Here is a 25,942-nt window from a genome sequence, read left to right as displayed (position 1 = left end):
GCCGGGGCAGGGCCCGCCGGCCGCCCGGCGTCTGGCGGGCGTCACCCGTGCACGACCATGCGGCCGCTCTTCTTCCGCGGCCGCCGCAGGTAGCCGTCGAGGCCCATCACGGCCGCGGCGATGCCGTCGATGCGGGCCTGCGACTTCAAGCGTTCGGGCTTGATCAGCTTCAGGTTGTCCTGGCCGTCGTCCTTCACCTCGACCACCGAGGCCATCCAGCGGGCGACCGGGTGGCCACCATGCCGGATGCGGCCCGGGCCCACCTGGTCGCCGGACTTGCCGAGCAGCCGCTGCAGCTCCTTGATCGAGGGGCTCTGGCCGACGAACGTCTGCGCGATCGGGACGACGTCGACGCCGCGCAGCGCGGCGTCGAGCTCCTGGACGAGCTGGCCGGCGAACATCCGGTCGTAGCCCACCCGGGCCATGTCGAAGTGCCGGCAGTCCGCGAGCACGTCGGCCTGGACGGCCGCGTAGTCGATCACGTCGCCCTCGGTGGCCTTCACGTACCCCTCGCGGATCCACCGCTTGAGCGGTACCTGCAGCTGCCGCTCCAGGTCCTCGACCCGATCGCCGGGCACCCAGAACCGCCAGAACATCTCCAGCTCGACGCCCGCCTCGGGGGACTCGACACCGATCCACCAGGCGGTGAAATCGGACACGGCCGACAGGTCCAGCCCGCCCCACGCGCGCCGCCCGCGCGCGCTGGCCAGGTCGGTGATACCGGCGGTCGCGTCCCACACCCGCAGGTCGATCAACCTGCTGCGGTCGCGCATCCTGCGGTTCAAGTGCAGGCGGCAGAAGGTGGGGAAGTAGCTCGGCGTGCTCTTGGCCTTCGCGGCCTCCTTGCGCAGGTACCGCAGCGTGGGCGAGATGCCCAGGCCCGGGTTGGCCTTGCGCCAGGTCGACTCGTCGAACGGGTCGTCCGTCTCGCCGGCGGCCCAGATCACGCCGTAGTGCGTCGGATCCTCCACCACACCCGAGCCGCACTTCTCGGTGTAGGAGTGCTTCTCGTCGTAGATGCTGCCTTCGGCGCCCTCGTCAGCCGTCGTGATGAAGATCACCAGCGGCTGATCCCGGGCACCGGTGCCGGTCTCGATCGCGTCGATCAGGTCGCGCCGCTTGTGGACGTGCACCTCGTCGATCACCGCGCCGCTCACGTTGAGGCCGTGCGCGGTCTCGGCCACGCGGGACAGCGCCCGCAGGATCCCGCCGGTGCGCGGCACCCGGATCACCTCGGCGAGCGGCTCGACGCGGGAGCGGGCCGCCTTGCTCGTCATGAGCATGCGCTTGGCGTCCTCGAACACCCGGCCCGCCTGCTCCAGGCTGCCGGCGGCCGCGTACACCTCGGCGCCGGCCTCGCCGTCGGCGAGCAGCAGCACGTTGCTGATCCCCGAGCTGATCGTCGACTTGCCGTTCTTGCGGGCGACCTCGATCCACACCGCGCGGATCACCCGCACGACGCGCTCGATCTCCTCGTCGTAGAACACCCAGCCGAACACGGGCGCCAGCACCCACACGACCTGCCACGGATCCAGGCCCTGGCCGAGCATGAACCGCTGCCCGGCCCACCGGCCCTTCGTGTGCGCGAACGCGCCGAGCGCCTGCAGCTTGCGGCGCGCCACCTCGACGTCGAAGTAGGCGCCCTCCTGCCGGTCGGCCTGGAACGCCACGGTGCGCGGCCGCCGCGCGGCCGCGTCCTCGATCTGCTCCGGAGTCAGGCCGAGCTCGATCAGCGCCTCGTACGGCACCGGCAGATCAGTCGAAGGGGTCGTCGTCATCTCCATCGTCCCCCGGCGGTGTGATCCCCGCCCGGGCCGAGGGACTCAGGCCGAGCTCCCTGATGTAGACCTTCAGCTGCGCCCGATACGCGCTGGCGATGGTCGTCGCGCCGTGCTTCTGCCAGCCGCGCTCGCCCGCCATCAGCATCCCCTCCCGGCTGATCGCGCGCTCGCACTGGTCCAGCCGGGCGACGCACACGCAGTAGTCGCGTACGAGAGCCTCGTCGACGTCGCCGAGGCCGGCCGTCTTCGTGAGCACCGGCACGACCCGCCGCCACTCCCGCCTGGCCACGTTCCGGGCCCGGATGTTCTCCCCGCGGATCGCCCGATTCTTGGAGGCCGGGAACACCTCCCGCCAGTCCGGCTCGGCCAGGTCCCCGGGCGGCACCACGACGCCAGCCTTGACGGGCCGCTTGCCCGGGTTACCCTCCCGGACGACCTGCAGGGCGGGCCGCTTGCGGTGCGGATCAGCCAAGACCCCACCTCCTCGGCTGCGCGATGATGAGCGCATGACGGACGAAGAGGCGCAACTGCTGGCGGACCTCGATCCCTGCCCGCAGGGCTGCGGCCGCACCACCGAGGACCCGTACGGCGGCCCGTGTAATGCCTGCTGGGCAGAGGTGCCCATGCCCGGCTTCGATCAGTGGCTGCCGTGAGCGAATCATCGTTGGCGATCGGCCCTGTTGGTCACAATGTCCTTGAGAACGTCCGCCGCTTGCGGCTCGCCCAAGGACTGAGCGCACAGCAGTTAGCCGACCGAATCGCTGAGCGTGGCGGGAAACTGGACCGGCCAGCGATCTCCAAGATCGAGCTGGCCAAGCGGCGCGTGAACGTGGATGACCTCGCTGAACTCGCTGAAGCCCTTGGCGTCGCACCCGCCGACCTCATAGCCGCCGCGCCTGACTGTCGGCAATGCCATGGGGCTCCACCCGCTGGATTCCAGTGCCGAGTTTGTGGAGCGGCACTGTGATCGCCATCCCGACTAAGCACGAGCAGTAGCGGCCACCGGTGTAGCGAGCGGGGGCTGTTCGCGCTGGCCAGCGCCCTGCCCCGCCCGCGCAAAGTCGTTTAGCTGCGGCGCCAGCCGAAAGCCTCCCCCGCGGTCTCCCGTTTGCCCCTCAGGGGGCCCCTCCCCACCCCTCTGACCTGCGGAAACGCTGGCAGAGCTGTGACCTGGGGAAATGTCACGATGAGTGGTTCTCGGTGCGTACGGTGGGCTTGGCCAACTGGTCCAGATACTCGGCCATGACCTTGTTGTGCCTGGCATCGGCCAGTGCATGGTGTTCGCCCTTGGCCTGCTTGGGCATCTCGGGGTTGCCCAGTCTCATGGCTTCCTGCTTGAGGTCAGCGGTCCACATGGGTACGCCCTTGGGCAGGTCGATCATGCGGCCCCACAGCTGGCACAGCACGACGTGGTCATAGGCCCCGTACCACGCCCACAGCTCAGGGTCGGGTACGCCGAGGATGAACTCGCGTACCTCGTTGGCGATCACCCAGTGCGGCTTGACCCGGATGTCGCGCATGTCGATGACGCCGGGCTCGGTCATCTTGACCTCGTGCCCGCTCGGCCCGGTGCCGGTGTACGTGAGCCCGGTCTTGTGCCCACGCAGGGGCAGGTGCGGCCAGACGTTGTCCATCAGCCAGCGGTGCTCGCGGATCGTGTCCCATGGGGCGTCGCTGTTGACGGCGTAGTACTCGTGGCCGGTCTCGGTGACGATGCCGATCGAGATCAGCTCGATGGTGCGGCCGTTCTCCAGGAACTCGCAGTCGTAGAAGATCTTCACCTGAGCGCTCCGACGATCGCGTGGAAGACGGCGTCCTTGACGCGCTGCTCGACGGGCAGTTGGTCGTACGGTACGAGGCACGGGTGGGTCTTGGCGTCGGGGTCCTTGTCCGGCCCGTACGTCCAGCCCTCGGCCCGCTTGTGTTCGCACCACGCCTCGTGCAGCTGCTCGGGTGTGGCGCCGCGCTGTGCCTCCTCGACCCCGGCGATGGCGGAGACGCGCTGCCAGTGAGGCGCCTCGTCCCAGTGCGGGGAGGGCGAGGGGTCTTCGGTGATGAGCTGGATGGCACGGTTGGCCTCGTGGCAGATGTGGGCGATCCAGTCTGTGGGCATGACGATGCGCTTCACGCCTAGCCCTCCGGCGGAGTGGAGTGGGTGTCGCGTGCGATGGCCGCGTTGGCCCAGAACATGACCTCTTCCAGCTTGGTCATGGCGAGGGACTTCTCGCGGCCGTCGGGCAGGTCGTCGTCGAGGATCTGGGCGAGGTAGCGGCAGCGGGAGCGTACGTGCTCGTGGGCGCGCTGCTTGATCACGGTGTCAGCGGGGTGGAAGCTGAACCGGTTGTCGAGGTCGGCGGGGGTCATCGGGCGTTCCATCCTCCGGGTTGGCGGCGGGCTGTCTCTTGGCCGTGGCAGGTGTCGCACAGGCCGCGGCCGTGCTTGGGGTCGTTGGGGTCGAGGCCTTGCGCTTCGAGCTGGCGGCGGGAGAGCGGGTAGTGGTCAGCGTGCTTGGACCGCCGGGCCCGGCAGAGCACGCAGACCGGGTGCTTGCGCAGGACGCCCGGGCGGAAGCGGTCGCGGTGGCCGGCGCCGTAGCCGCGTTCGGCGGCTGTGCCGCGCTGGGCCTCGGCGTCGGCGCGGCAGTCGTCGCAGCGGCCGCTGGTGGAGAGGTTGGGGCAGCCGGGCGTCGTGCAGGCGGTGCGCTGGCGGTGGGGCATTGCCACCTCCCGGCCCGGGGGTGAGGACGGCGGCAGGCTGCCGCCGACTGCCTGCCGCCGTCCCTGGATCCCCCACACACCCCGTAGTCCCCGGCTCGCTACGGGGGTCCTGACATGCGAAAACCCGGCGCACCGGCCGGGCTTGGGCATGGGTCTGGTACGGCTGATTTAGCCAGAAAAGTCTGCGGGCGTCAAGATCGGCGCGCCCGGGCACCTCAGCCCGCGTCCCCGGGCTGTGCTCGCCGGTGGTAGCCGCGGCGGCCGCGCATCACCTCATCGGCGGTGCTGCGCCGCCACCGCTTGACGCCATGCTCCTCATCGTCGGGGGCCGGCCAGCGGCCGCGTGAGATGTCGGCGTCGAGGGTGCCGCGCTTGAGGCCGGTGGCGTCGACGAGCTGGGCGATGGTGAGCAGCTCGTCAGGATCTGCGGCCGGGGCGGGCTGCTCGCGCAGGAAGTGGGCGCGCACCACGGCGTCGACCTGCTTGGCGTCGTACTCGGCCCAGCGGCCGCGGCGGCCGATGGGCGTCGGCCACGCGGGGTGCTTGCGCCAGGTGCCGGTGACGGTCGTCAGGGCGCGCTCGTAGCGTGCGGCGATCTCGGGAGCGATGATGCCGCGCTGTTCTACCATGGAGACGTCTTCCTTTCGTGGAGGTCAGTCTGCGGGCCTGGCAGGGCTGCCAATCAGGGCTTCGGCCCACCCTGCCAGGCCCTCACGTTTGTGTGGTGGCGGGCCCGCCACCGTGGCAGAGCAGATGATGTTTCCACTGGTGAGGGGCCCGGCCCCGGGCTGGATGCCCGGGGCCGGTCTGCTGACTACTCGATCTGCCCGTTCAGGATCATCTGAGTGAGGGCGAGGTTGGCGGCGGCGGCTGCGCAGTGGAGGTGTACTGCGTCGTACCGCCATTCGATCTCATCGTGGCTGGCCGCGATGTGGATCAGATCCATGCTGGTCTGGATCATGAGTACCGCCTGGTCGAGGTGACCGATCGCGTGGCCGGGGATCGGCTCGTCCTCGATCAGAACCCGCATCCGTCCCAGCGCTTCGAAGAAGTGATCGAAGTCGGTGCTGGTGGGGAGCGGGAGCTTGATCGGGATGGGGAGTCCGATCGCGACCTGCATCAGCAGGTCGAGCGCTCCGGCCACGGCCTGGGTCATGGCCAGGAGTCGCTCGTCTGGTGTGTCAGCCATTGCTGACCCCTCTCTGTGGAGTTATCAATCTGCTGCCGGTCGGGGCTGCCAACCCCTTCCGACACCCCTTAATTTACAGGAATAGCGTAGTGATTTGCAAGAAGATCGGGAAAGAAAAAAGGGGCCCATCCCCCAGGACAGGCCCGTCCATCCTGATCAGCTGATCAGCGGATCAGCTCGGCGTCCCGCACGCTCTCACCGACGATCGCCGCGGTGAAGCGCCGCCCGGGCAGCTCGTCGAGCGGCACGCCCAGCTGCAGCGCCAGCGCGGCCGCGGGCACGCGCAGCGGGTCGTCGCTGGGGTGGTGGGCGGTGACGATCTCGGCCTGCGTGCCGAACAGCAGCTGCACGCGCGCCTCGACGCGGGCCGGTGGCTCGGCGATGGAGCGAGCGGCGTCGGGGCTGCGCTCCCAATCGTCTTCGGTCATGACGGTGATCCTTCGTGTCGTGGGGGTGTGGCCCGGCCGGGTGGCCGGGAGGTCAGCTGGCCGCAGAGCGCGGCACGAGCACGCCGTGGAGGAGACCGCGCCGGTAGGCGATCACCGCGGCGTGCGCGCGCAGCAGCGCGGGCTGGTCGTAGGCGTCGACCGGGCGGCCGCGGCCGCGGCGCTGGCCGAGCACCGGCACCGCGAACAGCAGGACAAGGGCCCGGACCTCGTCCAACGTCATGGCGGGATGCAGCTGCTCCGCCGCTTCCTTGATCGTCCAGCTGGCGCTCATGCCCAGTCCCGCCGGTACGTGATGCGCCCGTCGTCCCACTCGATCATGCCGTCCCCGTTCAGGTCAGAGCGCGTCATGCGCCCATGCGGCCGCTGGCCGCGGCCGTCCTTGCACCCATCATTGATGCACCACAGGCGGCCGTCCCGCAGCACGACACGCAGGCTGAATGTCGTGCAATACGGACATGGCGGCGGCGTCGCGCCTGGCGCGGCCGGCAGCGGCACGGCCCGCTCCTCCTCGCCGATGACCTGGCGTGCGGAGCGGACCCAGCGGCCGATGATGCGGGCCGCACGGCGGGCGTCCTGCTCGGGAACGCCGTAGGCCAGGTTCATGATGGCCTTCAGCGCCGCGACGGTGTTGACGTCGCTGCCGCCGCGGCGGTCGCCGACGTGGCCGGCAACGTCGCGGCGCAGGCTGGCCTCCAGGCGCCGCGCCTCCTCGCTGATCGTGTACAGCAGCAGGGCCGCGTCGGCGTTCCACGGCGCCGGCGACCCGGTGGCCTTGTGGTGCGACATGGTGCCGGTCATCGGAGAGCCGCCGACCTCGGGCACCAGCGCCCACAGCATGCCCAGCAGCGGCACCAGCTCATGCACCAGCACGCCGACCTCGTCGGCCGCCGCGCTCACCACGCGTTCCCGTCGGTGCGGCGCGGATCGGCCAGGCGGGCGCGCTGCCGGGCGATCGTCTGCAGCGCGGTCGAGCAGCGCACGGCCAGGCAGGCGGCGGCCAGGAGCACGAGGCCCAGCCAGCCGTCACCGTAGATCATCTGCCAGAACGCGGGGATGCCGGCGACGATGGCGAGCAGGGCGTAGCCGCAGCCGGCGTGCTGGCGCCGGGGGTTGGTCAAGCAGACTCCCGTTCGATTTCGAGCTGGCCCGGGATGTGGCCCGGGTCGCGGACGACGATGGTCATGGGGATGGTCAGCCGGCGGGCGGCGCGGGCCCGCTTACGGTGGCAGCGGCCGCCGAGCAGCCGGCCGAACCGGCGGCGCAGCGCGGCCTGCGACCAGATGCGGCGGCCGCAGTCCTCGCAGCGCGGCACCCACCGGCGCCGGCGCGGCGGCGCCGGCGGGTCCCACATCGCGAGTTGCAAGCCGTCCATCAGGTGCAACCGTCCAGGGTGACGCCGTACTTGGCGCAGTAGGTCTCCTCCAGCTCGATGGCGGTGCTCACCGACTCGACCGCGTTCGTGGCGCGGATGATCGCTTCCGCCTCCTCGACGCGTCGGCGGAGGTCGTCCACCTGGCGGTCTCGGGCGTTGAGCTGGCGGCGTAGCTCGGTGGCCAGGTCCTCGGCACGCTGCTGCATGCCCCGAGCGCTCTGGACCCTCTCGGCGGCCGCGGCCCCGCCCTCGGCGATGCGCGAGGCAGCGCGCTCGGCGGCGCGCCGCTCGATGTAGTCATCCAGGTTGGCGATCACGTCGCTGAGAGTGCCGAGCAGGGATGGGACGTCAGCCACGCTTACGCCTCCCCTTCTTGCGCTTGGGCTTCCCGGTGGCGCGCGGCGGCTTGGTGCCTTCGCAGCCGCGCGCCCAGCGCGGACCGATGCGGCGCCACCGGCACTGCCCTGCCGCGCGCGCCTGCTCAACGGTCCAGCGAGTGCCGTTGAGCAGGGTGCCGTTGTAGGCGGTGGCGCCGTCGTCGGACAGGGCGACGAGCTTCTTGCAGTGGTTGCACATGGCGCCGGTGAGCAGCTGGCGGGCGAGGGCCTCGGCGGCCTCGACGGGACCGCGGTGGTTCTCCTCGGTGATGCTCGTGCCGCGGTACTGGACGTGGGCGTACCAGGCGGCCTCTTCGACGGGTACGTTGTCGTGCAGGTAGCCGATCTCAATCCCTCTGGCGCCGGTCCGACCGACCAGATCAACGGCTGCGATCAGGGCGTCGTCGTCCATGCTTACGCTCATCGGCGAGTCTCCGTTCTCTGGTCCTGGGCACCGGGGTCTTCCCGATCGACGATCGCCTCGTCGGGCACGTAGTCGCCGCGGCGTACCGCGGTGCCGGCGTGGTTCCTGCAGATGCGCTCCCATTTGCGCAGGCTGGCGTAGTAGCGCCAGCCGTCCGCGTCGTGGGCGCCGTACAGGCAGGGCTGGTCCGGCGCGGGCGGCGGCGGCAGCGGGCGCGGCTGGCTACTCCTGGGCATCGTGGGCCTCTTCCAGGGGGACGAGGGCCCAGCGGCAGCCGAGCTGGAACGCGATCGCGTCGAGGACTCTGGCGTTGCTGGCGCCCCAGCCGCGTTCGAACGTGCCGATGTGGGTGCCGCTGCGTCCGACGAGCCCGCCGAGCTGGGTCTGGGTTAGGCCGCGCGCCTCGCGTGTTTCCCGGACGGTGGATGCGATGCCGGCAGGTGCGGGCAGCCGCTTAGCCACCCTGCACCACCTGGTCCAGCTGGGCGATGACCTGCCTGTAGATGTCGGCGCGGGTGGAGGCGATGCCCGCGCTCTCTCCGTCGGCGGTCTCGCGGGTGTAGATCTCGTCCTGTTGCCGGCGGACAAGGTCCTTGCGGAGCGCCGCCAGGCGCTCGGCAGGCACCCCGTAGCGGGCGTTCTCGTGCGCGGTGGCCAGCTGCAGCAAGGTGCCGAGGTCGACGGGGCCGGAGCCCTGCGGGATCAGGTTGGTCGCGCATTCGCCGTTCTCGGAACCGGGGCAACGTCCTCCCCGGTACGGACAGTTCATGACCAGGAACGGGTGCTCGTCGAGATCGTGGTGCAGCGTGTAGCCGACGAGCTCGCCCAGCTCTCGATGCAGGACGCCCACTCGTGTGGTGCGCTCCAGGCTGGGCTCGGGATCGTCGTGGAACATGGCCACCGTCACCAGCGTGCCGAGCTCTATGGCGCGGGTGCGGGCCTGCTCGGCGAGCAGGTTCGTGACGCAGCGGCGGGGGTCAGTTCGGCGTCGCCCGATCTGCGTGATCGTGTGCGGGCAGCGCAGTTCCAGGAAGGTGCTCTCGTCCGAGAGGCGTAGCCCTGGGGCCAGCCGGTAGGCGGACAGGCTCGCGTTGAGCAGGGGCTGCTCGGTCATCGTGTTGGTCATGGTGCTTTCCAGATGGGGTAGCGCCGGGCGGGTGCCCGGCGGCGGGTACGGGGGCGGCCGGCCGGCAGGCCGGGGATGGCCTGCTGAACAGCGCGGTGGGTGCACGTGGCGATGTGCGGGCGGTAGCGGTGCTCCCACGGGTCTGGCGGCCGCGCGGTGGCGCCGTCGAGGGAGCGTGAGCGCCACGTCCCGGTCCCGGTCTTGTAGACCGCCTGGTTGCCGGTCTCGTCTGGTGTCGGCTCGACGGGCATGCGGCGCCCGTGCTCGGTGATGGTGATGAGCACGAGGGCGTCGCACCCGTGCGGGCACGGCTGCAGGTCGTTGGGGGTCGGGATCATGGCGGCCTCCTGCGTCAGTCAGTCCGGCGCGGGCGGTTTAATCAACGCCGTTGAGTTTCTTCCATGATCGCTCTTCGGCGTGTCCGGTGGCACGGCATTTGTGGTGATCACGTACAGATGTGGCTCCTCGGCCAGGGCCGCGGCCGCCCGCACGACCAGGTCGGCGGACGGCGGCGTCCCGTACGTGGCGGAATGCAGCAGCGCGCGCAGGTCCGCCTGGGGCAGCGCCGCCCAGCCGACCCGGCCGAGGATCCGCCGCATGTCGGCGCGCAGGACCTCGGCGTAGTCCACGTCGCCCTCCTCGGTGAGGGGCACGTGCCGGGGGGTGTCGGCCAGCAGGGCCGTCATGTCGCGCAGGCTCGGCACGGGCCGGCCGGTGAGCCGCTCGCGCCGGCAGTCCGGGCACAGCCGCGGGTCGGCGCAGCGGTGCCGCTCGCCGGTCACGCTCGTGCCCCGCTGCGCATGCGGGCCCTGGCCTCGGCCATGGCGGCCCGGGCCGCGGCGAGCTCGGCCCGCACGCCCGGCGCGTCCGGTTCCGCGGGCTGCGCTGGGGCGGGCACGTACGTGGACGGCGGCCGCCACGCGATGTGCGACGGAGGGTCGGCGAGCAGCATGCGGTCCAGCCGCCACCGTGCGACCGCGGCCGGGCAGTCCGCCTCCTGCACGCCGGCCAGGGTGCGGCCGAGCTGGCCGGTGTCGTACCCGGCGACCAGCAGCGCCACCACGCGCGGGGCGAGGTACCACGGCAGGGCCGCGCGGGCGAGCACGGCCAGCGCGAGGTCCCCGTACCGGGCCGGGTACCGGGCCAGCAGGGACAGCACCTGGCCGGGCGACAGCCACAGCTCGGCGAGCTCGTTCGTCGGTGCCGGCAAGGGCGGCAGCTGGGCCAGGCGGGTCAGGTCGGCCACGGTGGCCACCACCGCGCCCGCCCGGTCGTGCCCGGGGCCGTCGGATGAGAAGGGGTTAACTGGTTTTATGTGCGGATTCTGATCACATGTTGCGGCCTGCGGCTCGCTGGTGTCGTCGCAGGTCGCAACATGTGCGCTGTCAGCGGGAGTGTGGCCGGTCGAGGCCTCGGCCACCGCCTGCTCGGCGGCCAGAGAGGCGTCCAGCAGCAGCCAGGCCTCGCGCGGGCCGGGCAGCTGCCCGGGGGTGTCGACCACGACGATGAGGTGCTGCCACTGCCCGCGGCCGACGCAGCGGCGCAGCTGCAGCAGATGGCCGCGCTCGGCGAGCTCGCGGTGGCCGGCGCGCAGCTCGCCGATGCTCATCCCGTACGCCGCCGCGATCTCGGCGCGGTCGGTGCCGGGCTCGGGCGGCCGGGTCAGGTAGCACACCAGGAGGCCGAGCACGGCCGGGGGCGCGCCCACGGCCGCGCGGATGGCATCCACGAGGTCGCTGGCGTGCGAGTAGGCCAGGACGAAGGTTCCGGTCAGGGTCATGCGCAGCCCCAGGGCATGCGCGGGTAGAGCCCGGTCGGGCTCATGGCCGCCGCCATGTGCGTTCGCCTTTCAGTGGTCAGGGGTGGGGGCGGGTACAGGGGCCGGATGTCGGCGCAGCCACTCCTCGAGGACGCGACGGGTGGTCAGGTTGGCCACGCCGAACGACATGCGGTCCAGGGCCGAGGCGCTGAGGCCGGCCTGGGAAGCGACCTGCCACCACGCCAGGCCGAGCTCGCGGCGACGCTCGTCGACGCGCTCACGCAGTGCGGGAACGGTGCCCGGAGCGGCGCTCATCGGGCCAGTCCCAGCAGCATCGCGGCCAGGGCGATCCACACCAGCGAGAACCCGCAGGCGCCGGCGGTGAGCGCGAGGAGCGGACGGCCGGTCAGCCCGGCGTGCTCGCCGACGGAGAAGATCGCGCCGCCGAGGATCACGAGGAGGAACGGGACGAACGCGGCCATCAGCCGGCCAGCGAGGTGCCCGGCGAGGTGTCCGGCGTGGCCGGGCCGGGCGTGTAGTCGGTCCCGTCCGAAGATGCGGCGGGGGTCTCGGCGGGGCTCTGGTCGGTCAGGGCCTCGTGCCACTTCGCGAGCGCGGTCACGCCGCCGGGCCCGGTGCCGATCTCCCAGGCCACGACGTATGCGCCGTAGATGCGGGCCAGGCGGCTGCGCTCCTGCTCGCTGGCGTCGGCGATGAGCCCGATCAGGTCTACGGTCCAGTTGTCCGGCTCGTCGTCGGGGTTGCGGTAGTCGTCGTCGAGCATGTGGCGGACGTGGCCGGCGACGCTGCGGTCCACCTTGTGGATCGCGACGGGGATGTCCTGCAGGCGGCTGATCAGGTCGTAGGCCTGGTCGTGCGGCAGGAAGATGTAGCCGTGGTCGCCCCCGGCCTGGTCGTAGAACTGGACGGTCTCTCGCGCGCTTGGCGCGAGGGGGAACAGGAGCCTGGCCCGCACCGGGGCGAGCGCGTCCGGCGCGGTGGCCGGGGAGGAATATGTCGTCGTCATGGTCGATCTCGATCTATGAAGCGCGACGGGCCGTGATGGCCGCCGCGATGGTGGGTGGAACTCGAAGGGAAGGGCGCACGCCGTAGGGGCGGGCGCGGCAGGGAAGGCGGCCTGCCGCGGCCGGGCTCGGCCCGCCCGCCGGGGAAGTGGCGGGCGGGGACGGACAACGCGGAGGTCAGGTCCAGGAGGTGATGGACAGCAGGCTGCGGGCCTCTGCCCAGGTGACGCGCCAGCGGTCACGCAGCCAGCGCCCCAGGTACGAGGGCACCTGGCGGCGGCCCGCGCGGGCGGTGCGGGGCCGGCGGCGGACTCTCATCAGGAGGCCGCCGCGGGGGGAGGGTCCGGCACCACCTGGCCCTCCTGCCGCGCCGCCGGCACGGGCCCGGCCGGGGGCGGGGGCGAGGGCGGGGCGGCGTGCCGAGGCACCGGAGTGAGGTGGGATCCGGGCATCGCGAGCGTGGTGGGCATCAGCTCGGCCGGGGTCGGGGGCACCTCGATGAACGGGCGGGCCGGCTGGCCGTGCGCGGGGATGGGCCGCTGCCCCCGGGCGCGCCGGTCGTAGGCCGCGTCGACGCGCTGCAGCACGTCCCGGCCCGCGCTGAGCAGGTCGATCAGCTCCTGCCGGGTCAGCTCCAGCGCGCCGGACCGGAACAGGATCTCGCCCAGGATGTCGCCGCCACGCTCGGACACCCGGCCGGGCCTGCAGTCGAGCAGCGTGGAGAACTTGGGTTCATACAGACGCATGGGTCAGTCCTTCCGCGGGAGGGTCAGGGAGTAGGGCGACGAGCAGGACGCGCACGCCGTCGGGCCGGGTGCGGGCCGCGCGTAGCACGCCGGGCTCGTGGCCGATCACCTGCAGGCCGAGGGCGGCCTGCCATTCGGCGTAGGTGCGTTCGGCCGTGTAGCGGCCCATGGAGGGGGCGTGGCCGTCGATGAGGCCGAGCAGGGTGCAGCCCTGGGCGCCGATCGACCAGGCGATCGGGGCCAGGTCCTCGTGGGTGGCCAGGATGCCGCCGAGCGTCTCGGCCAGGCGGCGCTGCCACTGCGCGCTGGTGGCCGGCCGCGCTGGGGCGCACGACCAGGTGCGCGGCCGCGTCATGGCGCGTCCCCGGCGGGGACGAGCAGCACGATGTGGTCGCCCCGGCAGGGCTCGGCGTAGACCAGGTCGCCGCCGGCGGTGGGGCGGCCCCCGAGACTCCAGCGCACACCGCCCACCAGCTCGACCTCGGTCAGTCGGACGGGGACACCGTCCAGCCAGGTCGCGTGCCGGATGACCATGCCGCCCTTGAGCGCGCGGACGTGGCGCGACTGGCCGGCGAAGTCGGCGACGTCGTCGCGGCTGCACCACCACGGGCCGCCGTCGACGTAGCGGTGGCCGGGCAGCATGCCGAGCTCCGCCCACCGCAGGATGACGCGCTTGTCCAGCCCCCACGCCTGCACCAGCCACCACAGCGGGATCTCCGCCGGCCAGTGCGGCGGCGGCGGCGCCAGCGCGCCCGGGTGTTCGCCGTGCCGGGGCGGCGCCTGGCCGTAGCGCAGCCAGGCGCGCGCCGCAGCGTTGTCGAGCACCGGCCCCTTGGGCGACACCTGGTAGCCGAGGCCGAGCGCGGGGGTGAGCAGGTCTCCCGGGCCGACACCGAACACGTGCGCCAGCGCGACCAGCTCGGCGACGCTGATCAGCCGCTCGCCCGTCTCCACATCCAGGGCGATGCCGCGGGTCCACGGCACGCCCACGGCGGTCATCTCGGCGGCGAGCCGCTCATGCGTCCACTGGCGGCCGTAGCGGCGCTGGCGCAGCTGCACGGCCAGGCTCGCCATCGGGGCCACCGCGATCGGCTGGCCCCTCATCGGCGCAGCCCTCGCGCCCGGGGGGCCGAGCGCGCCCGCTCGGCGCGGCCGCGCGCCTGCGCGACGCGCTCGGCCAGCTGCGCCTCGACCCGCTGGGTCAGGAGCGCGATCGGCTCGTCGGGCTCGATCTGCGGGGCGTAGACCGTCAGTGCCAAGACGATGCGCACCAGCGCCTCGACCTCGGACTCGGCCAGCCACGCCGAGGGCTGACCCGAGGCCGGCCGCTCCCACAGCCGGGACGCCTCGGCGGCCTGCTCGTCACGCAGGGCGCGTGCCCACGCGGTCATCTGCTCCTCGGTCATGTGGTTTTGCCGCCCGCCGATGCCGGAACGATGCTGATGTGTCTCATCGCGTCGTCGCAGATCTCCAGCCAGGTGGTGACCAGACCGCGCATCCGGGGGTTGAGGCGGCGGGTCCAGTTGAAGTCCCCAACAGCGGTCATTAGCGAGCTGCCCTCCTGCTGAGGGGTGGTGTCGCTGACCGGCGGATCAGTAAAGTGGGTCATGAGAGTGTTGTCCGATTCAGTCGCCGTGTCGGAGGTCTCCCGGGCCAGCGCCCGGGGGACCTTTCGGTTTGTCGGGGGTGGCCGATACGGTGATCGGCTCAGAACGGCTCACGCGGAAGCGCCGTCGGCGCGGGCGGCAGCTCGCGGCCGTTAGGCCCGTACGCGGGCAGCGGGCCCGCCGCCCAGTGCGGCGGGTCGCCCATGGCGCCCAGCCCGTCGCCCAGGACCGCCCAGAGCGCCCATGCCTCCTCGGAGCTGAGGTCGAGCACTGGGGCGGTGTTCATGCCGAGCACCATGTCGAGCGGGCGCGACACCTTGATCTGGATCTTGACCGGGTCGCCGGCGCCCCCGAGCTCGGCGCTCACGCTGCTGTGACGTGGGGTTTTGAGCCGGATGGTGCGCGGCCGCTCATCGATGACGCGCGGCAGCGGGGCCTGCTGAGACAGGGGCATAGGGATCTCCATCTCGGCTACTCCTGCGCTTCGATCCAGGCGTAGACGTCCGACTCCCAGGCGCCCAGGCGGCCACCGATCTTGCGGAGCCAAGGGACGCGGCCGAGGTGGCGGTAGTACCGGAGGGTGCCCTGGGGAACCTGGGTGAGCTCCTCGATCTGGGGCATACGCAGAATCCGGTCGTTGCGCCGGTCGGGCATGGTGCCGACGACCGCTGTGCGGCGCGACATCAGTCGGCCCACGGGACGACGACTTCGAACAGGTCCTCGAACGTGGTGCCGGGCAGGCGGAAGAGCGCAGAGGCGATGAACTTGCCGCTCGGCTCGACCTTGTTCTCCTTGATGCGGTGGATCGTGGACACGCTGGTCTGCAGAAGAGCTGCGCACGCCGTGTCCGTCGTGAGGCCGTGCTGCTCGACCTTGCTGTCCCAGACAGCCCGGCGGAGGCGGACGCGGGGGCGAGCTACCTCAAGGGTGCTTCCATCCATGGGTGGAAGATAGCGTCATCCATGCGTGTATGCAATCCATGTATGGAAGAGTCTTGAGCCGCCCTTGCTACGACAAAGGTGTCTCCTAGGGTCGTAGCCCTGCCGGATGTCATGTATGCACGGATGGATGGCGGTAAGGAATCACTGCCGTCACCTGCGGATGTGCGCCGACTAAGGGCGTGCTATTTTCCATCCATGCAAACGCCTACGTGGAACCGCGAGCTCTTCACGCAGACGTTTCAACGGCTGACTGCGGAGACCGATCTGACCTACACCGACCTTGCCAAGCTCGGTGGGACGTCACAAGCCACCATGAGCCGGTGGGCCAACGGCGAAGTGAAGCCGAACCATGATCCCCTACGGCGCTTCGTCGACGCTTTCACCTCCAAGTTCCCCAAGCTCGGCGAGCTCGGCGCCGCGCTACTGGCCGCCGCCGGCTACGGAGAGGGCTATACGCCGCCTGGCCGGCCGGACGACGTCGAGGAAATCCGCCAGGCCGCAGCACGGATCGAAGACCGTACCCGCCGCGCGCGCGTTGAGACGATCATCGATCGAACCCTCGCAGACCTGGAGGAAGACCGAGTGCGCAGGCTGAGAGCCCTCAGGGAGGTGATTGGCTTGGCAGAGGATGACGAACGGTGATTCACGAAGGCATTTTCGTACTTGTGACGAAGCGTCCTGAACTGCACGTAACTCAGCGGTAACGGACGTAAACCGACACACCTCCTGCCTCGTCTTCCCCTTACGGCTAGCACCAGCCGAACGTTCAAGGAAGAACGGAGCAAGATGCCCCTCAAGGAACTGATTCTCATCACGGCAGCCGCAGGAATCGCTCACGCCATCGCCCGCTACAGCTGGCGCAAGGGCGTGGCGCAGGGAGAGGTGAACGCCAAGAAGGACACCCAGCTCGCGCTCCTGCGAGGGATGGCGATCGTGCGCCTCCAGGACGCACGCCATCCCGAAGGGCGCGACATCATCGCTGAGATGAACAACGCCGAACGCCTGTCGTAGCAGGCGCGGGGACCCGGCGCGTGACCCCACCACGCCCGGCCTGGCCCCCTCCCCAGGTCGATCACGGAGCCCCGGCAATTCTCGTCACTCCACCTCACAGGAGTCACTCATGGCCGACGGTTCTATCTTCAAGCGCTGCAGCTGCCGAGACGACACGGGAAAATACCTCGGCGACGGTAAATGCCCGCAACTGCGAATCCCTGTCATCGAGAATGACCAGCCGAAGATAGGTGCCACCGGGGAACCGGAATGGCGCTGGTCGCCCGAACACGGGAAATGGTGGGCGCGATACTCCGCGCCGCCCGTCAATGGCCGGCGACGCCAGCCCCGAATCGGGCCCTTCGACAAGGAGACGCATGCCAAGAAGGCGCTACGCCAGGTGCTCGCCGATCTCGATTCTGGCACGGTGGTTTCCCACGACCCCAACATGACGGTGCGCCAGTACCTGCGCAAGGTGTGGCTTCCCGGAAAAAAGAAGCTCGAAGAGAGCACGCGGGAGTCGTACGAGGAAGCGATCGACCTCTACTTTGACCCGGGCATCGGCCATATCAAGCTGGTCCGCCTGAACGAGGACCATTTGAACAAGCTCTATGAGGCGATCTCGCAGATCAACAATCTGCCGCCAGGCGAACAGCCCAGCGAGTTGCTGCGTCGGCTCCTGGCCGCGCGCGCCCTGGCACCCTGGCGGCACGAGCGGCCCGGCAAATCCCCTGGGCTGAACCGGAAACTGCCGCTGACGCCAGCCCGCATTCGCCGCATCCACGCCGTGATCTCCTCCGCTCTCGGCACCGCCTTCAAGCAGAAGCGGATCGGCCACGACCCGAGCAAGCATGTGGAGCTCCCGGAGGTCAAGCCGACCAAGCCGGTTGTGTGGACGCAGGAGCGGGTCGAGCGCTGGAGGGCCACGGGCAAGATCCCGCACAAGGTGATGGTGTGGACCCCCGAACAGGCTGGCCGGTTCCTCGATGCATGCGAGCGTCACGAGCCGCGGCTGTACCCGATGTATCACCTGGTCGCGACGCGCGGACTGCGCCGCGGCGAGGCGGCCGGCGCGATGCTCGCCGACCTCCAGCTCGGCGCAGGCATCCTCGACCTCATCGAGGGCCTGGAGGACGACGACACCGGCCTGAAGACCGAACGATCCACGCGCACGGTCTCCCTGGGAGACGTCAACAAGGCCCTGCTGAGGAAGTGGGTCGCCCGGCAGAAGGAGGAGCGCCTGGCGGCGGGCGAGCGCTGGCAGGACTCCGGCAGGCTGTTCACCCGGCCGGACGGCAGCGCGTACGGGCGGGAAGAGTACTTCAGCGAGCGGTTCGCCGCGCTGGTCAAGCTCGCAGACCTGCCGCCGATCCGTTTCCACGACCTGCGGCACTGCGCAGCGACGATGATGCTCGCGGCCGGCGTGGACATGAAGTACGTCAGCGCAGAGCTCGGGCACGCGCGGCACTCGTTCACGGCAGATGTCTACGCCTCGGTGCTCCCGGATGTAGCCCAAGCGGCCGCGAACGCGACGGTGTCGATCATCCCGCGCACCACCAACAGATGACCCAGCCAGCGGGCACTTGCGGGCACGCTGCGGGTGCAGCACACCCCGCGAAGTCCAACAGCGCCAACAGAGCCAACCGTCTCCAATGCCGCTGACCAGCGCATCCAACAGGGCCAACAGAGCCAACTACGACCAACGATCATGGACGCTGGACTGCTAATGCGGTTTGGGTTTACCGCCCATCCGGGGTTCAAATCCCCGATCCTCCGCACGTGAGAGGCCCTCTCCCCCAAGTTGGGGAGAGGGCCTTTTTGATCTTCGGGGACGCCATAGTTGCAGTCCTGGTTGCAACCGCTACGAGTTTCCCCAGAGAGCGGACGCGAGCCGTTCTCCCGCATCGCGCATCAGTGGTGTGGATACGTGGGTGTAGCGCTCGGTGGTCGTCACGCGGGTGTGACCGAGAACTTGCTGTACGACTCGGATGTTCACCCCCTGCTCGATGAGTAGGGTCGCGGCGGTGTGCCGGGCGTCGTGTACCCGGACGTCCCGGACGCCGGCCTGCTTGAGGATGGTCTTCCACAGCTTCCAGTCCTCGGTGCGCTCGATGGGAGTGCCGAGCTTTGTCGCGAACACCAGATCATGATCCCGCCATCGATCTCCCACCTTCTCTCGCTCGGCGTCCTGCATCTCGCGGTGTGCCTTGAGCTGGGCGAGGAGCTCGGGCGGGCACTGAAGGGTGAGCTTGCTCTTGCCCTTGCGCTGCCGAAAGACCACGCCGCCGCCGCTTCGCTTGGGGCACTTGTCCGCGTGGCCGGCGCAGTCCTTGAGACAGGGCCGCTTGTAGCAGGCATGGCCGCCCCGCGCCCCACGAACAAGATGTGCTCGGAGTCGACCATCCCCGCCATCGGCTGATACGAGACCAGAGGCTCCAAGCCCTTCGGCCGATACCCGGTCTCCTCCTCCACCTCCCGCAGAGCAGTGGCCATCGGATCCTCGCCGACCTCGATCAACCCACCGGGAAGCTCCCACCCCCACCGATCGAACACGAACCGATGCCGCCACATCAGCAGGACACGATCCTGCTCATCCAGGACGACAGCGATCGCGGCCCGATCCAAGTGGATCACGTGATGCTCGAACCGCTCCCCGCCTGGGATCTCCACATCCGCCAGCCCCAACCGAATCCACCGATTGTCATAGACCAGCCGCTCCCCGTGCACGACCCAGCGCGTCAGCTCAGCGTCATCAGCCACAGTGCGAAACTATCGTCTAGGGGATCCTCAGTACACATGTTCCAGACAGAAACAGCTGCTGGGAGGGCCCTCAGATCCCCGACGTAGCAGTAGGTGATGTATGGGACTCAAGGTTGCCTCAGTAGGGCCTCACCTATGCGAGGCGTCCCTAGCAGAGCGCTCCGGCAGCCGCAGATAGATGACGTCAAGCCCGCTGCGCATCTCGCACGCTGGCCCTATCGTTGGACTGTGGCACTTACCTACAAGATCTCGCAGCCTCTAATAGACAAGTACACAGCTGGCCCATCTGCTCAGCGCACGTCGCAAGTGAAGAGCCTACACGAGAATATTAGGCAAGCGCTAGAGAATTGGGGAGACAAGAAGTTTGACACTTTCCTACAGGGCTCCTATCGCAATGGCACAGCGATTGCAGACATCAATGATGTCGACATCGTTGCCCTTTATGATCCATGGAACAGCCCCGAATCTAGCGCGCGCTGGGAATGGCTCTTCAATCACGTCGCGCACATTCTCCAGCAAACGTCGCTAATGAGCGGGCAAGTAACGATTGGAGATAAGTGCGTAAAACTAGACGGCCAGCTTAAGGCTGACATAGTCCCGGCAATCAGTCGAACAGCTTACAGCTCCGTAGATCCGATCAGGGTATACTCGCGAAGACAACGCTTAGAGCGAGATAATTATCCACGCACCCACTACGATAATGGAGTAAAAAAGCAGACCGCTACCGGGGATGCGTATAAGTCGACCGTCCGCCTATTTAAACGCTGGATACGTCAATACCCGACGCTCACAGCTCCATCCTTCTACATTGAATGTGCGGTACATAGCGTCGAGAATTCTGCCTTCAATACCTATCTACCACTGTCGTTCGCGAGCGTAGGCGTTGAGCTTCTGAAATATAGCGAAACTTCTATAATCAGGTCTGTGGCTGGCGACAAAGACATTCTAGTTCCAGCAGAATGGAAGCCGGCGCATTTTGTATCCTTCCAGCAAGCTCTGAGACGCGACCTGCCTCTTGTTACTGGGGCGCTTGGGGCATCCACCACATATGAAGCAGATAGACTGTGGTGTTCAGCTTTTGGCGATTAAGGGGCAGCAGCGACACAGAACTGGTGGAGATACATGCATCCATACTCTCATGATGCAGACAGGCGGCAGCGATTCATAATTATCATATGTGCAGTATTGGGTGCGCTTATCGCATACGGGCTGGGATGGATTTATAAGTTATCTGGGTTTTCCCCGCCGTGGTGGCTCGACGCTCCAGCGTTCTTCGGTTGTTTTGGTATTGTCTGGAAGGTATATGACAAATGGGGCTGGCGGCAGCAGATCGGCAACCAAACTTTATCCGGCATCATAGATATATCAGGAGAATGGCAAGGTGACATTGCCAGCGATTATAGGTCTGGCGCAACCATTACAAGTCAGATCGTCATTCGACAAACGGCTACACGTATACTCGTTGAGCTTAGAACCGAGACGTCTTCGTCCTATTCGTATATGGCTACCCTTTGCGCGGGAGAAGGGCCTGATCAAGGTCTGAGATATATGTACTCTAACCGCCCTCGGACTCTTACCCCAATCAGCATGACGCCGCACGAAGGTCGTGTCCACATACGCATATCCTCGGACGGCCAAACCTTGGAAGGCGACTATGAGACTGATAGGCATCGCAAAAACACCGGACAGCTAGTTTTTAAGCGACTACCATAGGTAGCTGCTCGTTCACCAGGAGCCTCTTTGAATCAATCACGATACCTTATTGAACAATTCATGTGGCCTTGCCAGCATATATTTCGAATTTCTGTAGAGACCAGCGTAAAGTCGGCACTCGAAGCAGTAGGGTTCATGGGAGAATCTCATGTCCTACTAGTTGGTTTCGAGGCCGAAGGAGATCATCAGTTTCCTATTTGTATAGATCCTGAGGATGGACCCTATACGCCCAGGGAGCTTGCACACGTTGTATCGCAGACAGAGGAGACCTACGAGCAGCACCCCGATCGCGACATGCTATACAGCGATCAACGTAGCCGTCACCTTCATCCGATCCGATTGCGACGCCGTATCCGCAGCTCGATCTTGGAACAATGCCTTTCGGAAACCCCCCAAGGAAGGCAATGGGAGTTCTTCGCCGGCATGCCAGCCAGAGTGGAAGACTACGAGGTTCACGTAGTAATCGGACTAGAAAAATCAGCCCTTACGAAGGTTCCACGTATAAAAACCACTGAGCGCGATCGGATATCTATCCCCCCGTCACTAGTACATGCCCTGATTACAGATATATTAAGCCGTAGTACACGGAGCCTAACGCTGCCTGAGCCAGGTAGCAGCTTGCTTGTGTTGCATGCGAGCACCTCGGAGATATTGCGAAGCGCAACAGACTACTTTCTGCGAAGTCTCGTATATTGTGCTGGAACTATCTTCGGAAACGATCTCGATTTGCTGTTAAATAATATTTCCTCGATGCCGTATGAAGGTAGAAGTGGTCAAGGAAAGATAATTATTGCCGAACGAAGCATGAGGGGCTTGCATATTGTCCTTGAGTTCGAAGTGCCAGTGAAGCTCTCAGATGTGCGAGCAGTACGAAAGATACTTGAAGCTAGTGGTCCATCAGGTTTCTTGTTGGCAGATGACGGTAAGGTCTACGGGCTCGGATCTGTCGGCCTGGAGTACGACGAATCTAGTGAAACAGCTTTCGCTGTAACGATTTCAGATAGAGGGGCCTGGGAGTTGCATCATTCAGCTACAATATTACTGCAAGTGCGCGATGGCGTTCCCAGACTTCCGGCGCCGCCTCTTGATCCGGCTTATCTGGAAGATTTAATTGCTCGCCTACTTCCGGGAGCTAACGTTCCCGTCCTGCTTTCACTCGCGTATGCGGCCCAAGAGAACGAGCATGGGACAATGTTGGTGATTTCAAGCTCTGCGGATATGGAGGCGCACCGCTTATCGCCTCAGGCCTGGGTGGTTAAGCCAAGAGTCATCGAGAGAGACCTGCTGATTCAGTTGACTGCGATGGATGGAGCTACGCTAGTCGATGTGCACGGTCACTGCCATGCCATGGGCGTCATACTTGATGGGCATGCTGCCGGAAAAGGTGATCCATCTAGGGGCAGTCGATACAATAACGCAATAAGGTATTTGGATAGTAATCCTCCTCCGGCGATTGTGATCGTATATAGCTCAGATGGGACAATCGATATTCTGCCACGTCTGGAGCCACGAGTGCGGCGCTGTGATGTCGAGTCGGCTGTAAGGCGCTACTTGGACCTGGCAGCATCTGACAGTATGAATATAAGAGAAATTGTCAAAGCATGGGATCTGGTCAAGTCATTGCGCTTCTACTTGACGGCAGAGCAGTGCGAACACCTGAACGCTGCACGGCAAGGTGTAGAGCATCGGAACCCTAGCCAAATTCGAATCATCGAGCCCATCTTGGCCCCTGATGGGGCAATGAATGATTCGTACTGGCTGGATTAGCTTTTCGTCTAGTGATTCTCGAATCGATCGGAAGAGCATGATTTCTCGGATCCGCGATGCCATGAGCTCATCCTGGTCGACTGTACAGGTTAACTCCGCGATAAGAAGTTCACTAACAAGCCTAATGGGATCGAAATCCCGAGGCCGATGAAGAAGTAAGTCATTTGTTCTCGTTTGCTCCGTCGTGCATATCGTGATTGCACCTGCTCCGTGACGTGTGCGACAAGATCGCGGACCGCTCCCGCCTGCTGCTGATCTAATTCGGCAATCTTTTTAGCTTGATCTGCGTCGGCTTGTATCTTGCGGAGGACATCATCCTGGATAACGAGTTCGTGCCTAAGTTCTTCGATCAAGTTGGCCGAGTCTTCGAGCGCGGATTTTAGTCGTGCTATTCGCGCTTCCATCTGTTTTTGTGGGTCGACTGTAGCTTGCCGTCTCGCCTCCCTGCGGTTCAGGGGCAAGCTTGCGATGATTATAAGGGAATTAATGAGGGCGCCGAAGAGCAGCGCAAGCATTCCCGCAACGCCAACGTATCCGACATATCTTAGATTCTCGGGATAATCAGATAGATTCTCGGGCATGTTTTCGGGGTCCAGGCCAGCTGCATAAATGGCGAGCGTCATCACGATTATACTGCCCACGAGCGCCATAATAGCCAGCGAGAGAAACTTGTTAATGACTCTTACGGCTACTACCAAAATGCGGCTGAGTTTGCTTTGATCATTTTCCGGCCCCGTGGGGGTCTTGTTGTCGTCCATGCAACAACTATGGGCTGTGACCGCGTGACTGTCATGAGTCTTCGACCAGATGTCTGGTCTCACTTGATGCTTGACGCTTTGGCATCGGATGATGCTTGACACTCCTAGCCGATCTTTCGCTTCTTAGTATGCGCTTGGGACTTGATCCGGGTGATCTCCTGGGTGGTGGTTCGGGGCACGACGCGGATGGGTTCGCCGTTGTCGCGCACGGTGATGTGGGTGTCGTCCACGGTCACGTCCAGGATCTTGCGGGCGTGAACCCGGCCGACCTGGACCTTCTGCCCGACCACCTGGAAGTGCCCGCGGCTGCAGACCACCCGCTGGACGGTGACGGGCTCGGTCGGAGCGCCGGGTGGTGGTCCGGCGGGGCGGGCGTTGCGCAGGGTGACACACTCGGCGAGCGGGAGTGGGCAGGGTACGGCGCGCAGCAGCAGGCGTTCCTCGTCCATGACGCGGGCCGTGATGCCGTCCAAGCGCACGATGACGCGGCGGCCGGCCAGGTGGGCGCCGATGCACAGGGCCCGCCCGGCCAGGCTGATGGTGCCGATCGAGCTGACCTGCCGATCCACCTCGACGGCGCTCGCCGCAATCGCGGGCTCGGCGACGGGCTCGTCCGGTGCTGGGCGGGCTTGTCCCGAAGCGAGCAGCGCGGCCAGGTCCTTGACGGTCAGCCGGGAGGCCACGCTCTTGAGCCGGCCACCGCTGCCGGTGAACACGTGCAGCCGCTGAGTGCTGATCCACACGGTGATCGGCATGCCCGCCCGATCGGGGCCGAGCCAGAGCTGCTGGCCACCGATCGACAGGTTGCCTGAGGCAGGAACGACCCGATCGACCTCGATCGCCTGGCGCGATAGCGGATCGACCGTGCTCATCAGGACGGGCTCGGGCCGTTCGGGTTGATCGAAGTGATGGATGGCCGGGGCCGGGAGATCCGGCGGTGCGGTCGCGGGAGGGGCCGCGGGAGCAACGCCGGCAGCGGGGGCGGGCACCGTGGTCAGGCCGGCGGGCAGGTGCAGTGGCAGTTCCCGCTCGGCCCGGCGTTGTCCGTCGCTGCGCTCGATGAAGAACCGGTCGGCGGGGAAGGCCATGTCCAGCGCCTGGTGAGGGCGGGCGGTGTTGTAATGCTCGGCGAAGGCGTCCAGTTCGGCCTGGGCGGTCTCGATCGAGGCGAACGGCAGCGCCTCGGTCAGCAGCTCGCGGCGCACGCTCTGATGGAAGCGCTCGATCTTGCCAGTGGTGGTCGGGGTGCGTGGTGCGGTGTGACGCAGTTTGATGCCGTTCTCCCGGCAGACACGCTCGAACAGCACCTCGCCTGCCTTCGGCCCGCCGAACCGGCCGGTGAACTGCTTGCCGTTGTCGGTCAGCACCTCCAGCGGCACCCCATAGGCGCGCATCGCCGCGGCGAACGCCGCGCACACCAGCCGCCCGGTCGGCCGGGTCACCACCGAGGCGATCACGCAGAACCGGGAATGATCGTCCACGCCAGTGATCAGCTGGGCCTCGCTGCCGTCGGCCAGCAGCAGCCCGCCCATGATGTCCATCTGCCACAACTGCATCGGCCCCGGACGCTCCCAGCGGCGGTAATCCTCGCGCCTGCGCCGGCGGGTGACCGGCTCGACCAGCCCGTTACGCACCAACACCCGGTAGATGCTCGCCCGCGACGGCAACGGCTCCACCCCGCGCCGGCCCAGCTCCCACAACAGGGTACGCGGCCCCCACCGCGGATGGGCCCGCCGCAGCTCACAGATCAGCGCCTCGATCGCAGCCGACGTCTGCATCGGATGCGCCTTCGGTGCATGCGACCGATCGGCCAGCCCCGCCAGGCCACCGTCCTGATACCGCCGCACCCAGGCATGCACCGACTGCCGCGACACCCCATACCGTCCGGCCACATCGGTGACCTTCGCGCCCGACAACACCTCGATCACCGCGTGATAGCGCTGCTCCACGACACTCAACTCCACCAATGCCACCCGAGCCTCCCCCGAAGCGCCGATAACGCCACGAGCAGGCACAGATAACGATCAAGGTGTCAAGCATCAAGCGAGGCCAGAGTGTCAACCATCAAGCGAGACAGGACATGAGTCTTCGACCAGATCATTGCCGAATAGCTCTTATAGGTATCAAGCGGCGGCGCGGCGCGCCGCCGTACCCCCGGCCCTCCGCCCGCCCGCCGTCCGGGCGTGCGGCCTGGAGGCCGGTCCCGGACGGCGGGCGGGACACCGGGCCGTCCACCGCACGCCCGCCGCGCCGTACCGACCGAACGCACCGACCGCCGTTGCCACGCCGCCTGAGCACGCCGGCCGCGCCCCGCCTCTACACGCTCTGATTCTCACGCCAACGACGTCGTTGCCACCACGCCCAATCTGAGTCGGGCGATGTAGGCGGCGTTGGTGAGGTTCGGCGGAGGTAATACAGGTCGATGGGCAGGACCAAGGCAT

The 25,942-nt window shown here is 67.2% G+C and carries 44 protein-coding genes and 1 pseudogene; 8 read left to right on the top strand and 37 right to left on the bottom strand.

What is annotated here, in order from left to right; all coding sequences use genetic code 11:
* Window positions 1–41 precede the first annotated feature (41 nt).
* Together HD597_RS50035 and HD597_RS50030 are read right to left on the bottom strand one after the other, a co-directional pair.
* The gene (locus HD597_RS50035; RefSeq protein WP_253754364.1) at window positions 42–1,778 is read right to left on the bottom strand and encodes a terminase large subunit; all 1,737 of its coding nucleotides are present in this window, start codon (window positions 1,776–1,778) and stop codon (window positions 42–44) included.
* Window positions 1,756–2,253, bottom strand: coding sequence for a phage terminase small subunit P27 family (locus HD597_RS50030; RefSeq protein WP_253754362.1), 498 nt, complete (start codon window positions 2,251–2,253; stop codon window positions 1,756–1,758). The genes HD597_RS50035 and HD597_RS50030 overlap by 23 nt, the downstream gene beginning before the upstream one ends.
* A gap of 34 nt (window positions 2,254–2,287) precedes the next feature.
* On the opposite strand from HD597_RS50030, the gene HD597_RS50025 reads away from it, so the two are divergent.
* Window positions 2,288–2,434, top strand: a complete 147-nt coding sequence (locus tag HD597_RS50025) for a hypothetical protein (RefSeq protein ID WP_253754360.1) — start codon at window positions 2,288–2,290, stop codon at window positions 2,432–2,434.
* Complete coding sequence (locus HD597_RS67115; RefSeq protein ID WP_372513584.1) at window positions 2,422–2,748, top strand: helix-turn-helix domain-containing protein; 327 nt, start codon at window positions 2,422–2,424, stop codon at window positions 2,746–2,748. Before HD597_RS50025 ends, HD597_RS67115 begins: the two co-directional genes overlap by 13 nt.
* Window positions 2,749–2,962: 214 nt before the next feature.
* Here HD597_RS67115 and HD597_RS50015 read toward each other — a convergent pair whose 3' ends face one another.
* The 31 genes from HD597_RS50015 to HD597_RS49865 all read right to left on the bottom strand — a co-directional run bounded on the left by HD597_RS50015 (window position 2,963) and on the right by HD597_RS49865 (window position 15,513).
* Entirely contained in the window at window positions 2,963–3,562 is a 600-nt protein-coding gene (locus HD597_RS50015) for a 3'-5' exoribonuclease domain-containing protein (RefSeq protein WP_253754356.1), read from the bottom strand.
* Entirely contained in the window at window positions 3,559–3,909 is a 351-nt protein-coding gene (locus HD597_RS50010) for a RyR domain-containing protein (RefSeq protein ID WP_253754354.1), read from the bottom strand. Before HD597_RS50010 ends, HD597_RS50015 begins: the two co-directional genes overlap by 4 nt.
* A 2-nt stretch (window positions 3,910–3,911) precedes the next feature.
* Window positions 3,912–4,145: an Acb2/Tad1 domain-containing protein gene (locus HD597_RS50005; protein WP_253754352.1), complete on the bottom strand. Its 234-nt coding sequence runs from the start codon at window positions 4,143–4,145 to the stop codon at window positions 3,912–3,914.
* The gene (locus HD597_RS50000) at window positions 4,142–4,498 is read right to left on the bottom strand and encodes a hypothetical protein (protein ID WP_253754350.1); all 357 of its coding nucleotides are present in this window, start codon (window positions 4,496–4,498) and stop codon (window positions 4,142–4,144) included. The genes HD597_RS50005 and HD597_RS50000 overlap by 4 nt, the downstream gene beginning before the upstream one ends.
* 215 nt (window positions 4,499–4,713) lie before the next feature.
* Complete coding sequence (locus tag HD597_RS49995) at window positions 4,714–5,127, bottom strand: helix-turn-helix transcriptional regulator (protein WP_253754349.1); 414 nt, start codon at window positions 5,125–5,127, stop codon at window positions 4,714–4,716.
* 185 nt (window positions 5,128–5,312) lie between these two features.
* Window positions 5,313–5,654 carry a hypothetical protein gene (locus tag HD597_RS49990; protein ID WP_253754347.1) on the bottom strand — a complete coding sequence of 114 codons (342 nt, stop codon included), beginning with the start codon at window positions 5,652–5,654 and terminating at the stop codon, window positions 5,313–5,315.
* 197 nt (window positions 5,655–5,851) lie between these two features.
* Window positions 5,852–6,115 (bottom strand): hypothetical protein, encoded by a 264-nt coding sequence (locus tag HD597_RS49985; RefSeq protein WP_253754345.1) that lies wholly within the window; start codon window positions 6,113–6,115, stop codon window positions 5,852–5,854.
* Window positions 6,116–6,167: 52 nt separating this feature from the next.
* Entirely contained in the window at window positions 6,168–6,407 is a 240-nt protein-coding gene (locus HD597_RS49980) for a hypothetical protein (protein WP_253754343.1), read from the bottom strand.
* Window positions 6,404–7,033, bottom strand: coding sequence for a hypothetical protein (locus HD597_RS49975; protein ID WP_253754341.1), 630 nt, complete (start codon window positions 7,031–7,033; stop codon window positions 6,404–6,406). The genes HD597_RS49980 and HD597_RS49975 overlap by 4 nt, the downstream gene beginning before the upstream one ends.
* Window positions 7,030–7,254: a hypothetical protein gene (locus tag HD597_RS49970; RefSeq protein WP_253754339.1), complete on the bottom strand. Its 225-nt coding sequence runs from the start codon at window positions 7,252–7,254 to the stop codon at window positions 7,030–7,032. The genes HD597_RS49975 and HD597_RS49970 overlap by 4 nt, the downstream gene beginning before the upstream one ends.
* Window positions 7,251–7,508, bottom strand: a complete 258-nt coding sequence (locus tag HD597_RS49965; RefSeq protein ID WP_253754337.1) for a hypothetical protein — start codon at window positions 7,506–7,508, stop codon at window positions 7,251–7,253. The genes HD597_RS49970 and HD597_RS49965 overlap by 4 nt, the downstream gene beginning before the upstream one ends.
* Entirely contained in the window at window positions 7,508–7,864 is a 357-nt protein-coding gene (locus tag HD597_RS49960) for a hypothetical protein (protein ID WP_253754335.1), read from the bottom strand. The genes HD597_RS49965 and HD597_RS49960 overlap by 1 nt, the downstream gene beginning before the upstream one ends.
* Window positions 7,857–8,297 carry a hypothetical protein gene (locus HD597_RS49955; RefSeq protein WP_253754333.1) on the bottom strand — a complete coding sequence of 147 codons (441 nt, stop codon included), beginning with the start codon at window positions 8,295–8,297 and terminating at the stop codon, window positions 7,857–7,859. Before HD597_RS49955 ends, HD597_RS49960 begins: the two co-directional genes overlap by 8 nt.
* 8 nt (window positions 8,298–8,305) lie before the next feature.
* A complete protein-coding gene (locus tag HD597_RS49950) occupies window positions 8,306–8,545 on the bottom strand; it encodes a hypothetical protein (RefSeq protein ID WP_253754331.1) in 240 nt (79 codons plus the stop codon).
* Entirely contained in the window at window positions 8,532–8,771 is a 240-nt protein-coding gene (locus HD597_RS49945; RefSeq protein ID WP_253754329.1) for a helix-turn-helix domain-containing protein, read from the bottom strand. Before HD597_RS49945 ends, HD597_RS49950 begins: the two co-directional genes overlap by 14 nt.
* A complete protein-coding gene (locus HD597_RS49940) occupies window positions 8,764–9,435 on the bottom strand; it encodes a hypothetical protein (RefSeq protein WP_253754327.1) in 672 nt (223 codons plus the stop codon). The genes HD597_RS49945 and HD597_RS49940 overlap by 8 nt, the downstream gene beginning before the upstream one ends.
* Window positions 9,432–9,773, bottom strand: a complete 342-nt coding sequence (locus HD597_RS49935) for a hypothetical protein (RefSeq protein ID WP_253754325.1) — start codon at window positions 9,771–9,773, stop codon at window positions 9,432–9,434. Before HD597_RS49935 ends, HD597_RS49940 begins: the two co-directional genes overlap by 4 nt.
* Before the next feature lie 18 nt (window positions 9,774–9,791).
* Window positions 9,792–10,217, bottom strand: coding sequence for a hypothetical protein (locus HD597_RS49930; protein WP_253754323.1), 426 nt, complete (start codon window positions 10,215–10,217; stop codon window positions 9,792–9,794).
* Window positions 10,214–11,215 (bottom strand): hypothetical protein, encoded by a 1,002-nt coding sequence (locus HD597_RS49925; RefSeq protein WP_253754322.1) that lies wholly within the window; start codon window positions 11,213–11,215, stop codon window positions 10,214–10,216. Before HD597_RS49925 ends, HD597_RS49930 begins: the two co-directional genes overlap by 4 nt.
* A 69-nt stretch (window positions 11,216–11,284) precedes the next feature.
* On the bottom strand, window positions 11,285–11,509 hold the full coding sequence (locus tag HD597_RS49920) for a hypothetical protein (protein WP_253754320.1): 225 nt from the start codon (window positions 11,507–11,509) through the stop codon (window positions 11,285–11,287).
* Entirely contained in the window at window positions 11,506–11,676 is a 171-nt protein-coding gene (locus HD597_RS49915; RefSeq protein ID WP_253754318.1) for a hypothetical protein, read from the bottom strand. The genes HD597_RS49920 and HD597_RS49915 overlap by 4 nt, the downstream gene beginning before the upstream one ends.
* Window positions 11,676–12,221: a hypothetical protein gene (locus HD597_RS49910; RefSeq protein ID WP_253754316.1), complete on the bottom strand. Its 546-nt coding sequence runs from the start codon at window positions 12,219–12,221 to the stop codon at window positions 11,676–11,678. Before HD597_RS49910 ends, HD597_RS49915 begins: the two co-directional genes overlap by 1 nt.
* Window positions 12,222–12,396: 175 nt before the next feature.
* Window positions 12,397–12,537 (bottom strand): hypothetical protein, encoded by a 141-nt coding sequence (locus HD597_RS49905; RefSeq protein WP_253754314.1) that lies wholly within the window; start codon window positions 12,535–12,537, stop codon window positions 12,397–12,399.
* Window positions 12,537–12,965: a hypothetical protein gene (locus tag HD597_RS49900; protein WP_253754312.1), complete on the bottom strand. Its 429-nt coding sequence runs from the start codon at window positions 12,963–12,965 to the stop codon at window positions 12,537–12,539. The genes HD597_RS49905 and HD597_RS49900 overlap by 1 nt, the downstream gene beginning before the upstream one ends.
* Window positions 12,952–13,320 (bottom strand): hypothetical protein, encoded by a 369-nt coding sequence (locus tag HD597_RS49895; RefSeq protein ID WP_253754310.1) that lies wholly within the window; start codon window positions 13,318–13,320, stop codon window positions 12,952–12,954. Before HD597_RS49895 ends, HD597_RS49900 begins: the two co-directional genes overlap by 14 nt.
* On the bottom strand, window positions 13,317–14,069 hold the full coding sequence (locus HD597_RS49890; protein ID WP_253754308.1) for a helix-turn-helix domain-containing protein: 753 nt from the start codon (window positions 14,067–14,069) through the stop codon (window positions 13,317–13,319). Before HD597_RS49890 ends, HD597_RS49895 begins: the two co-directional genes overlap by 4 nt.
* Window positions 14,066–14,356 carry a hypothetical protein gene (locus tag HD597_RS49885; RefSeq protein WP_253754306.1) on the bottom strand — a complete coding sequence of 97 codons (291 nt, stop codon included), beginning with the start codon at window positions 14,354–14,356 and terminating at the stop codon, window positions 14,066–14,068. The genes HD597_RS49890 and HD597_RS49885 overlap by 4 nt, the downstream gene beginning before the upstream one ends.
* A gap of 11 nt (window positions 14,357–14,367) precedes the next feature.
* A complete protein-coding gene (locus HD597_RS49880) occupies window positions 14,368–14,574 on the bottom strand; it encodes a hypothetical protein (RefSeq protein ID WP_253754304.1) in 207 nt (68 codons plus the stop codon).
* Window positions 14,575–14,672: 98 nt separating this feature from the next.
* Window positions 14,673–15,026, bottom strand: coding sequence for a hypothetical protein (locus HD597_RS49875; protein WP_253754302.1), 354 nt, complete (start codon window positions 15,024–15,026; stop codon window positions 14,673–14,675).
* Window positions 15,027–15,043: 17 nt separating this feature from the next.
* On the bottom strand, window positions 15,044–15,256 hold the full coding sequence (locus HD597_RS49870; RefSeq protein ID WP_253754300.1) for a helix-turn-helix transcriptional regulator: 213 nt from the start codon (window positions 15,254–15,256) through the stop codon (window positions 15,044–15,046).
* Window positions 15,256–15,513, bottom strand: coding sequence for a hypothetical protein (locus HD597_RS49865; RefSeq protein WP_253754298.1), 258 nt, complete (start codon window positions 15,511–15,513; stop codon window positions 15,256–15,258). The genes HD597_RS49870 and HD597_RS49865 overlap by 1 nt, the downstream gene beginning before the upstream one ends.
* Before the next feature lie 195 nt (window positions 15,514–15,708).
* Between HD597_RS49865 and HD597_RS49860 the strand changes: the two genes are divergently transcribed.
* The 3 genes from HD597_RS49860 to HD597_RS49850 all read left to right on the top strand — a co-directional run bounded on the left by HD597_RS49860 (window position 15,709) and on the right by HD597_RS49850 (window position 18,070).
* Window positions 15,709–16,155 (top strand): helix-turn-helix domain-containing protein, encoded by a 447-nt coding sequence (locus HD597_RS49860; protein WP_253754296.1) that lies wholly within the window; start codon window positions 15,709–15,711, stop codon window positions 16,153–16,155.
* Window positions 16,156–16,299: 144 nt separating this feature from the next.
* A complete protein-coding gene (locus tag HD597_RS49855) occupies window positions 16,300–16,524 on the top strand; it encodes a hypothetical protein (RefSeq protein ID WP_253754295.1) in 225 nt (74 codons plus the stop codon).
* A 109-nt stretch (window positions 16,525–16,633) separates the two neighbouring features.
* Window positions 16,634–18,070: a site-specific integrase gene (locus HD597_RS49850; protein WP_253754293.1), complete on the top strand. Its 1,437-nt coding sequence runs from the start codon at window positions 16,634–16,636 to the stop codon at window positions 18,068–18,070.
* Window positions 18,071–18,364: 294 nt separating this feature from the next.
* Here the strand turns inward: HD597_RS49850 and HD597_RS49845 are convergent, their stop codons facing one another.
* Window positions 18,365–18,784: a tyrosine-type recombinase/integrase gene (locus tag HD597_RS49845; protein WP_253754291.1), complete on the bottom strand. Its 420-nt coding sequence runs from the start codon at window positions 18,782–18,784 to the stop codon at window positions 18,365–18,367.
* A 146-nt stretch (window positions 18,785–18,930) separates the two neighbouring features.
* A pseudogene (locus tag HD597_RS65300) lies at window positions 18,931–19,137 on the bottom strand (NUDIX hydrolase); the annotation flags it as partial.
* Between the two features lie 222 nt (window positions 19,138–19,359).
* Between HD597_RS65300 and HD597_RS67110 the strand changes: the two are divergent.
* From HD597_RS67110 to HD597_RS67100, 3 genes are read left to right on the top strand one after another with little or no spacing between them, the layout of a single operon-like run.
* Entirely contained in the window at window positions 19,360–20,352 is a 993-nt protein-coding gene (locus HD597_RS67110; protein WP_372513582.1) for a nucleotidyltransferase domain-containing protein, read from the top strand.
* 33 nt (window positions 20,353–20,385) lie between these two features.
* Window positions 20,386–20,976, top strand: a complete 591-nt coding sequence (locus HD597_RS67105; RefSeq protein ID WP_372513581.1) for a Cap15 family cyclic dinucleotide receptor domain-containing protein — start codon at window positions 20,386–20,388, stop codon at window positions 20,974–20,976.
* Window positions 20,977–21,036: 60 nt separating this feature from the next.
* The gene (locus HD597_RS67100) at window positions 21,037–22,743 is read left to right on the top strand and encodes an anti-phage protein (RefSeq protein ID WP_345694406.1); all 1,707 of its coding nucleotides are present in this window, start codon (window positions 21,037–21,039) and stop codon (window positions 22,741–22,743) included.
* An 89-nt stretch (window positions 22,744–22,832) separates the two neighbouring features.
* Here HD597_RS67100 and HD597_RS49830 read toward each other — a convergent pair whose 3' ends face one another.
* Window positions 22,833–23,501 (bottom strand): hypothetical protein, encoded by a 669-nt coding sequence (locus HD597_RS49830; protein ID WP_253754287.1) that lies wholly within the window; start codon window positions 23,499–23,501, stop codon window positions 22,833–22,835.
* A gap of 104 nt (window positions 23,502–23,605) precedes the next feature.
* Complete coding sequence (locus tag HD597_RS49825; protein WP_253759725.1) at window positions 23,606–25,459, bottom strand: IS481 family transposase; 1,854 nt, start codon at window positions 25,457–25,459, stop codon at window positions 23,606–23,608.
* Window positions 25,460–25,942: the final 483 nt, after the last annotated feature.

Origin of the sequence: Nonomuraea thailandensis (assembly GCF_024172165.1) — a bacterium.
Classification (GTDB): domain Bacteria; phylum Actinomycetota; class Actinomycetes; order Streptosporangiales; family Streptosporangiaceae; genus Nonomuraea; species Nonomuraea thailandensis.
Note: the sequence above shows the minus strand (reverse complement) of the source record. Positions and strands in the feature narration are given on the sequence as shown.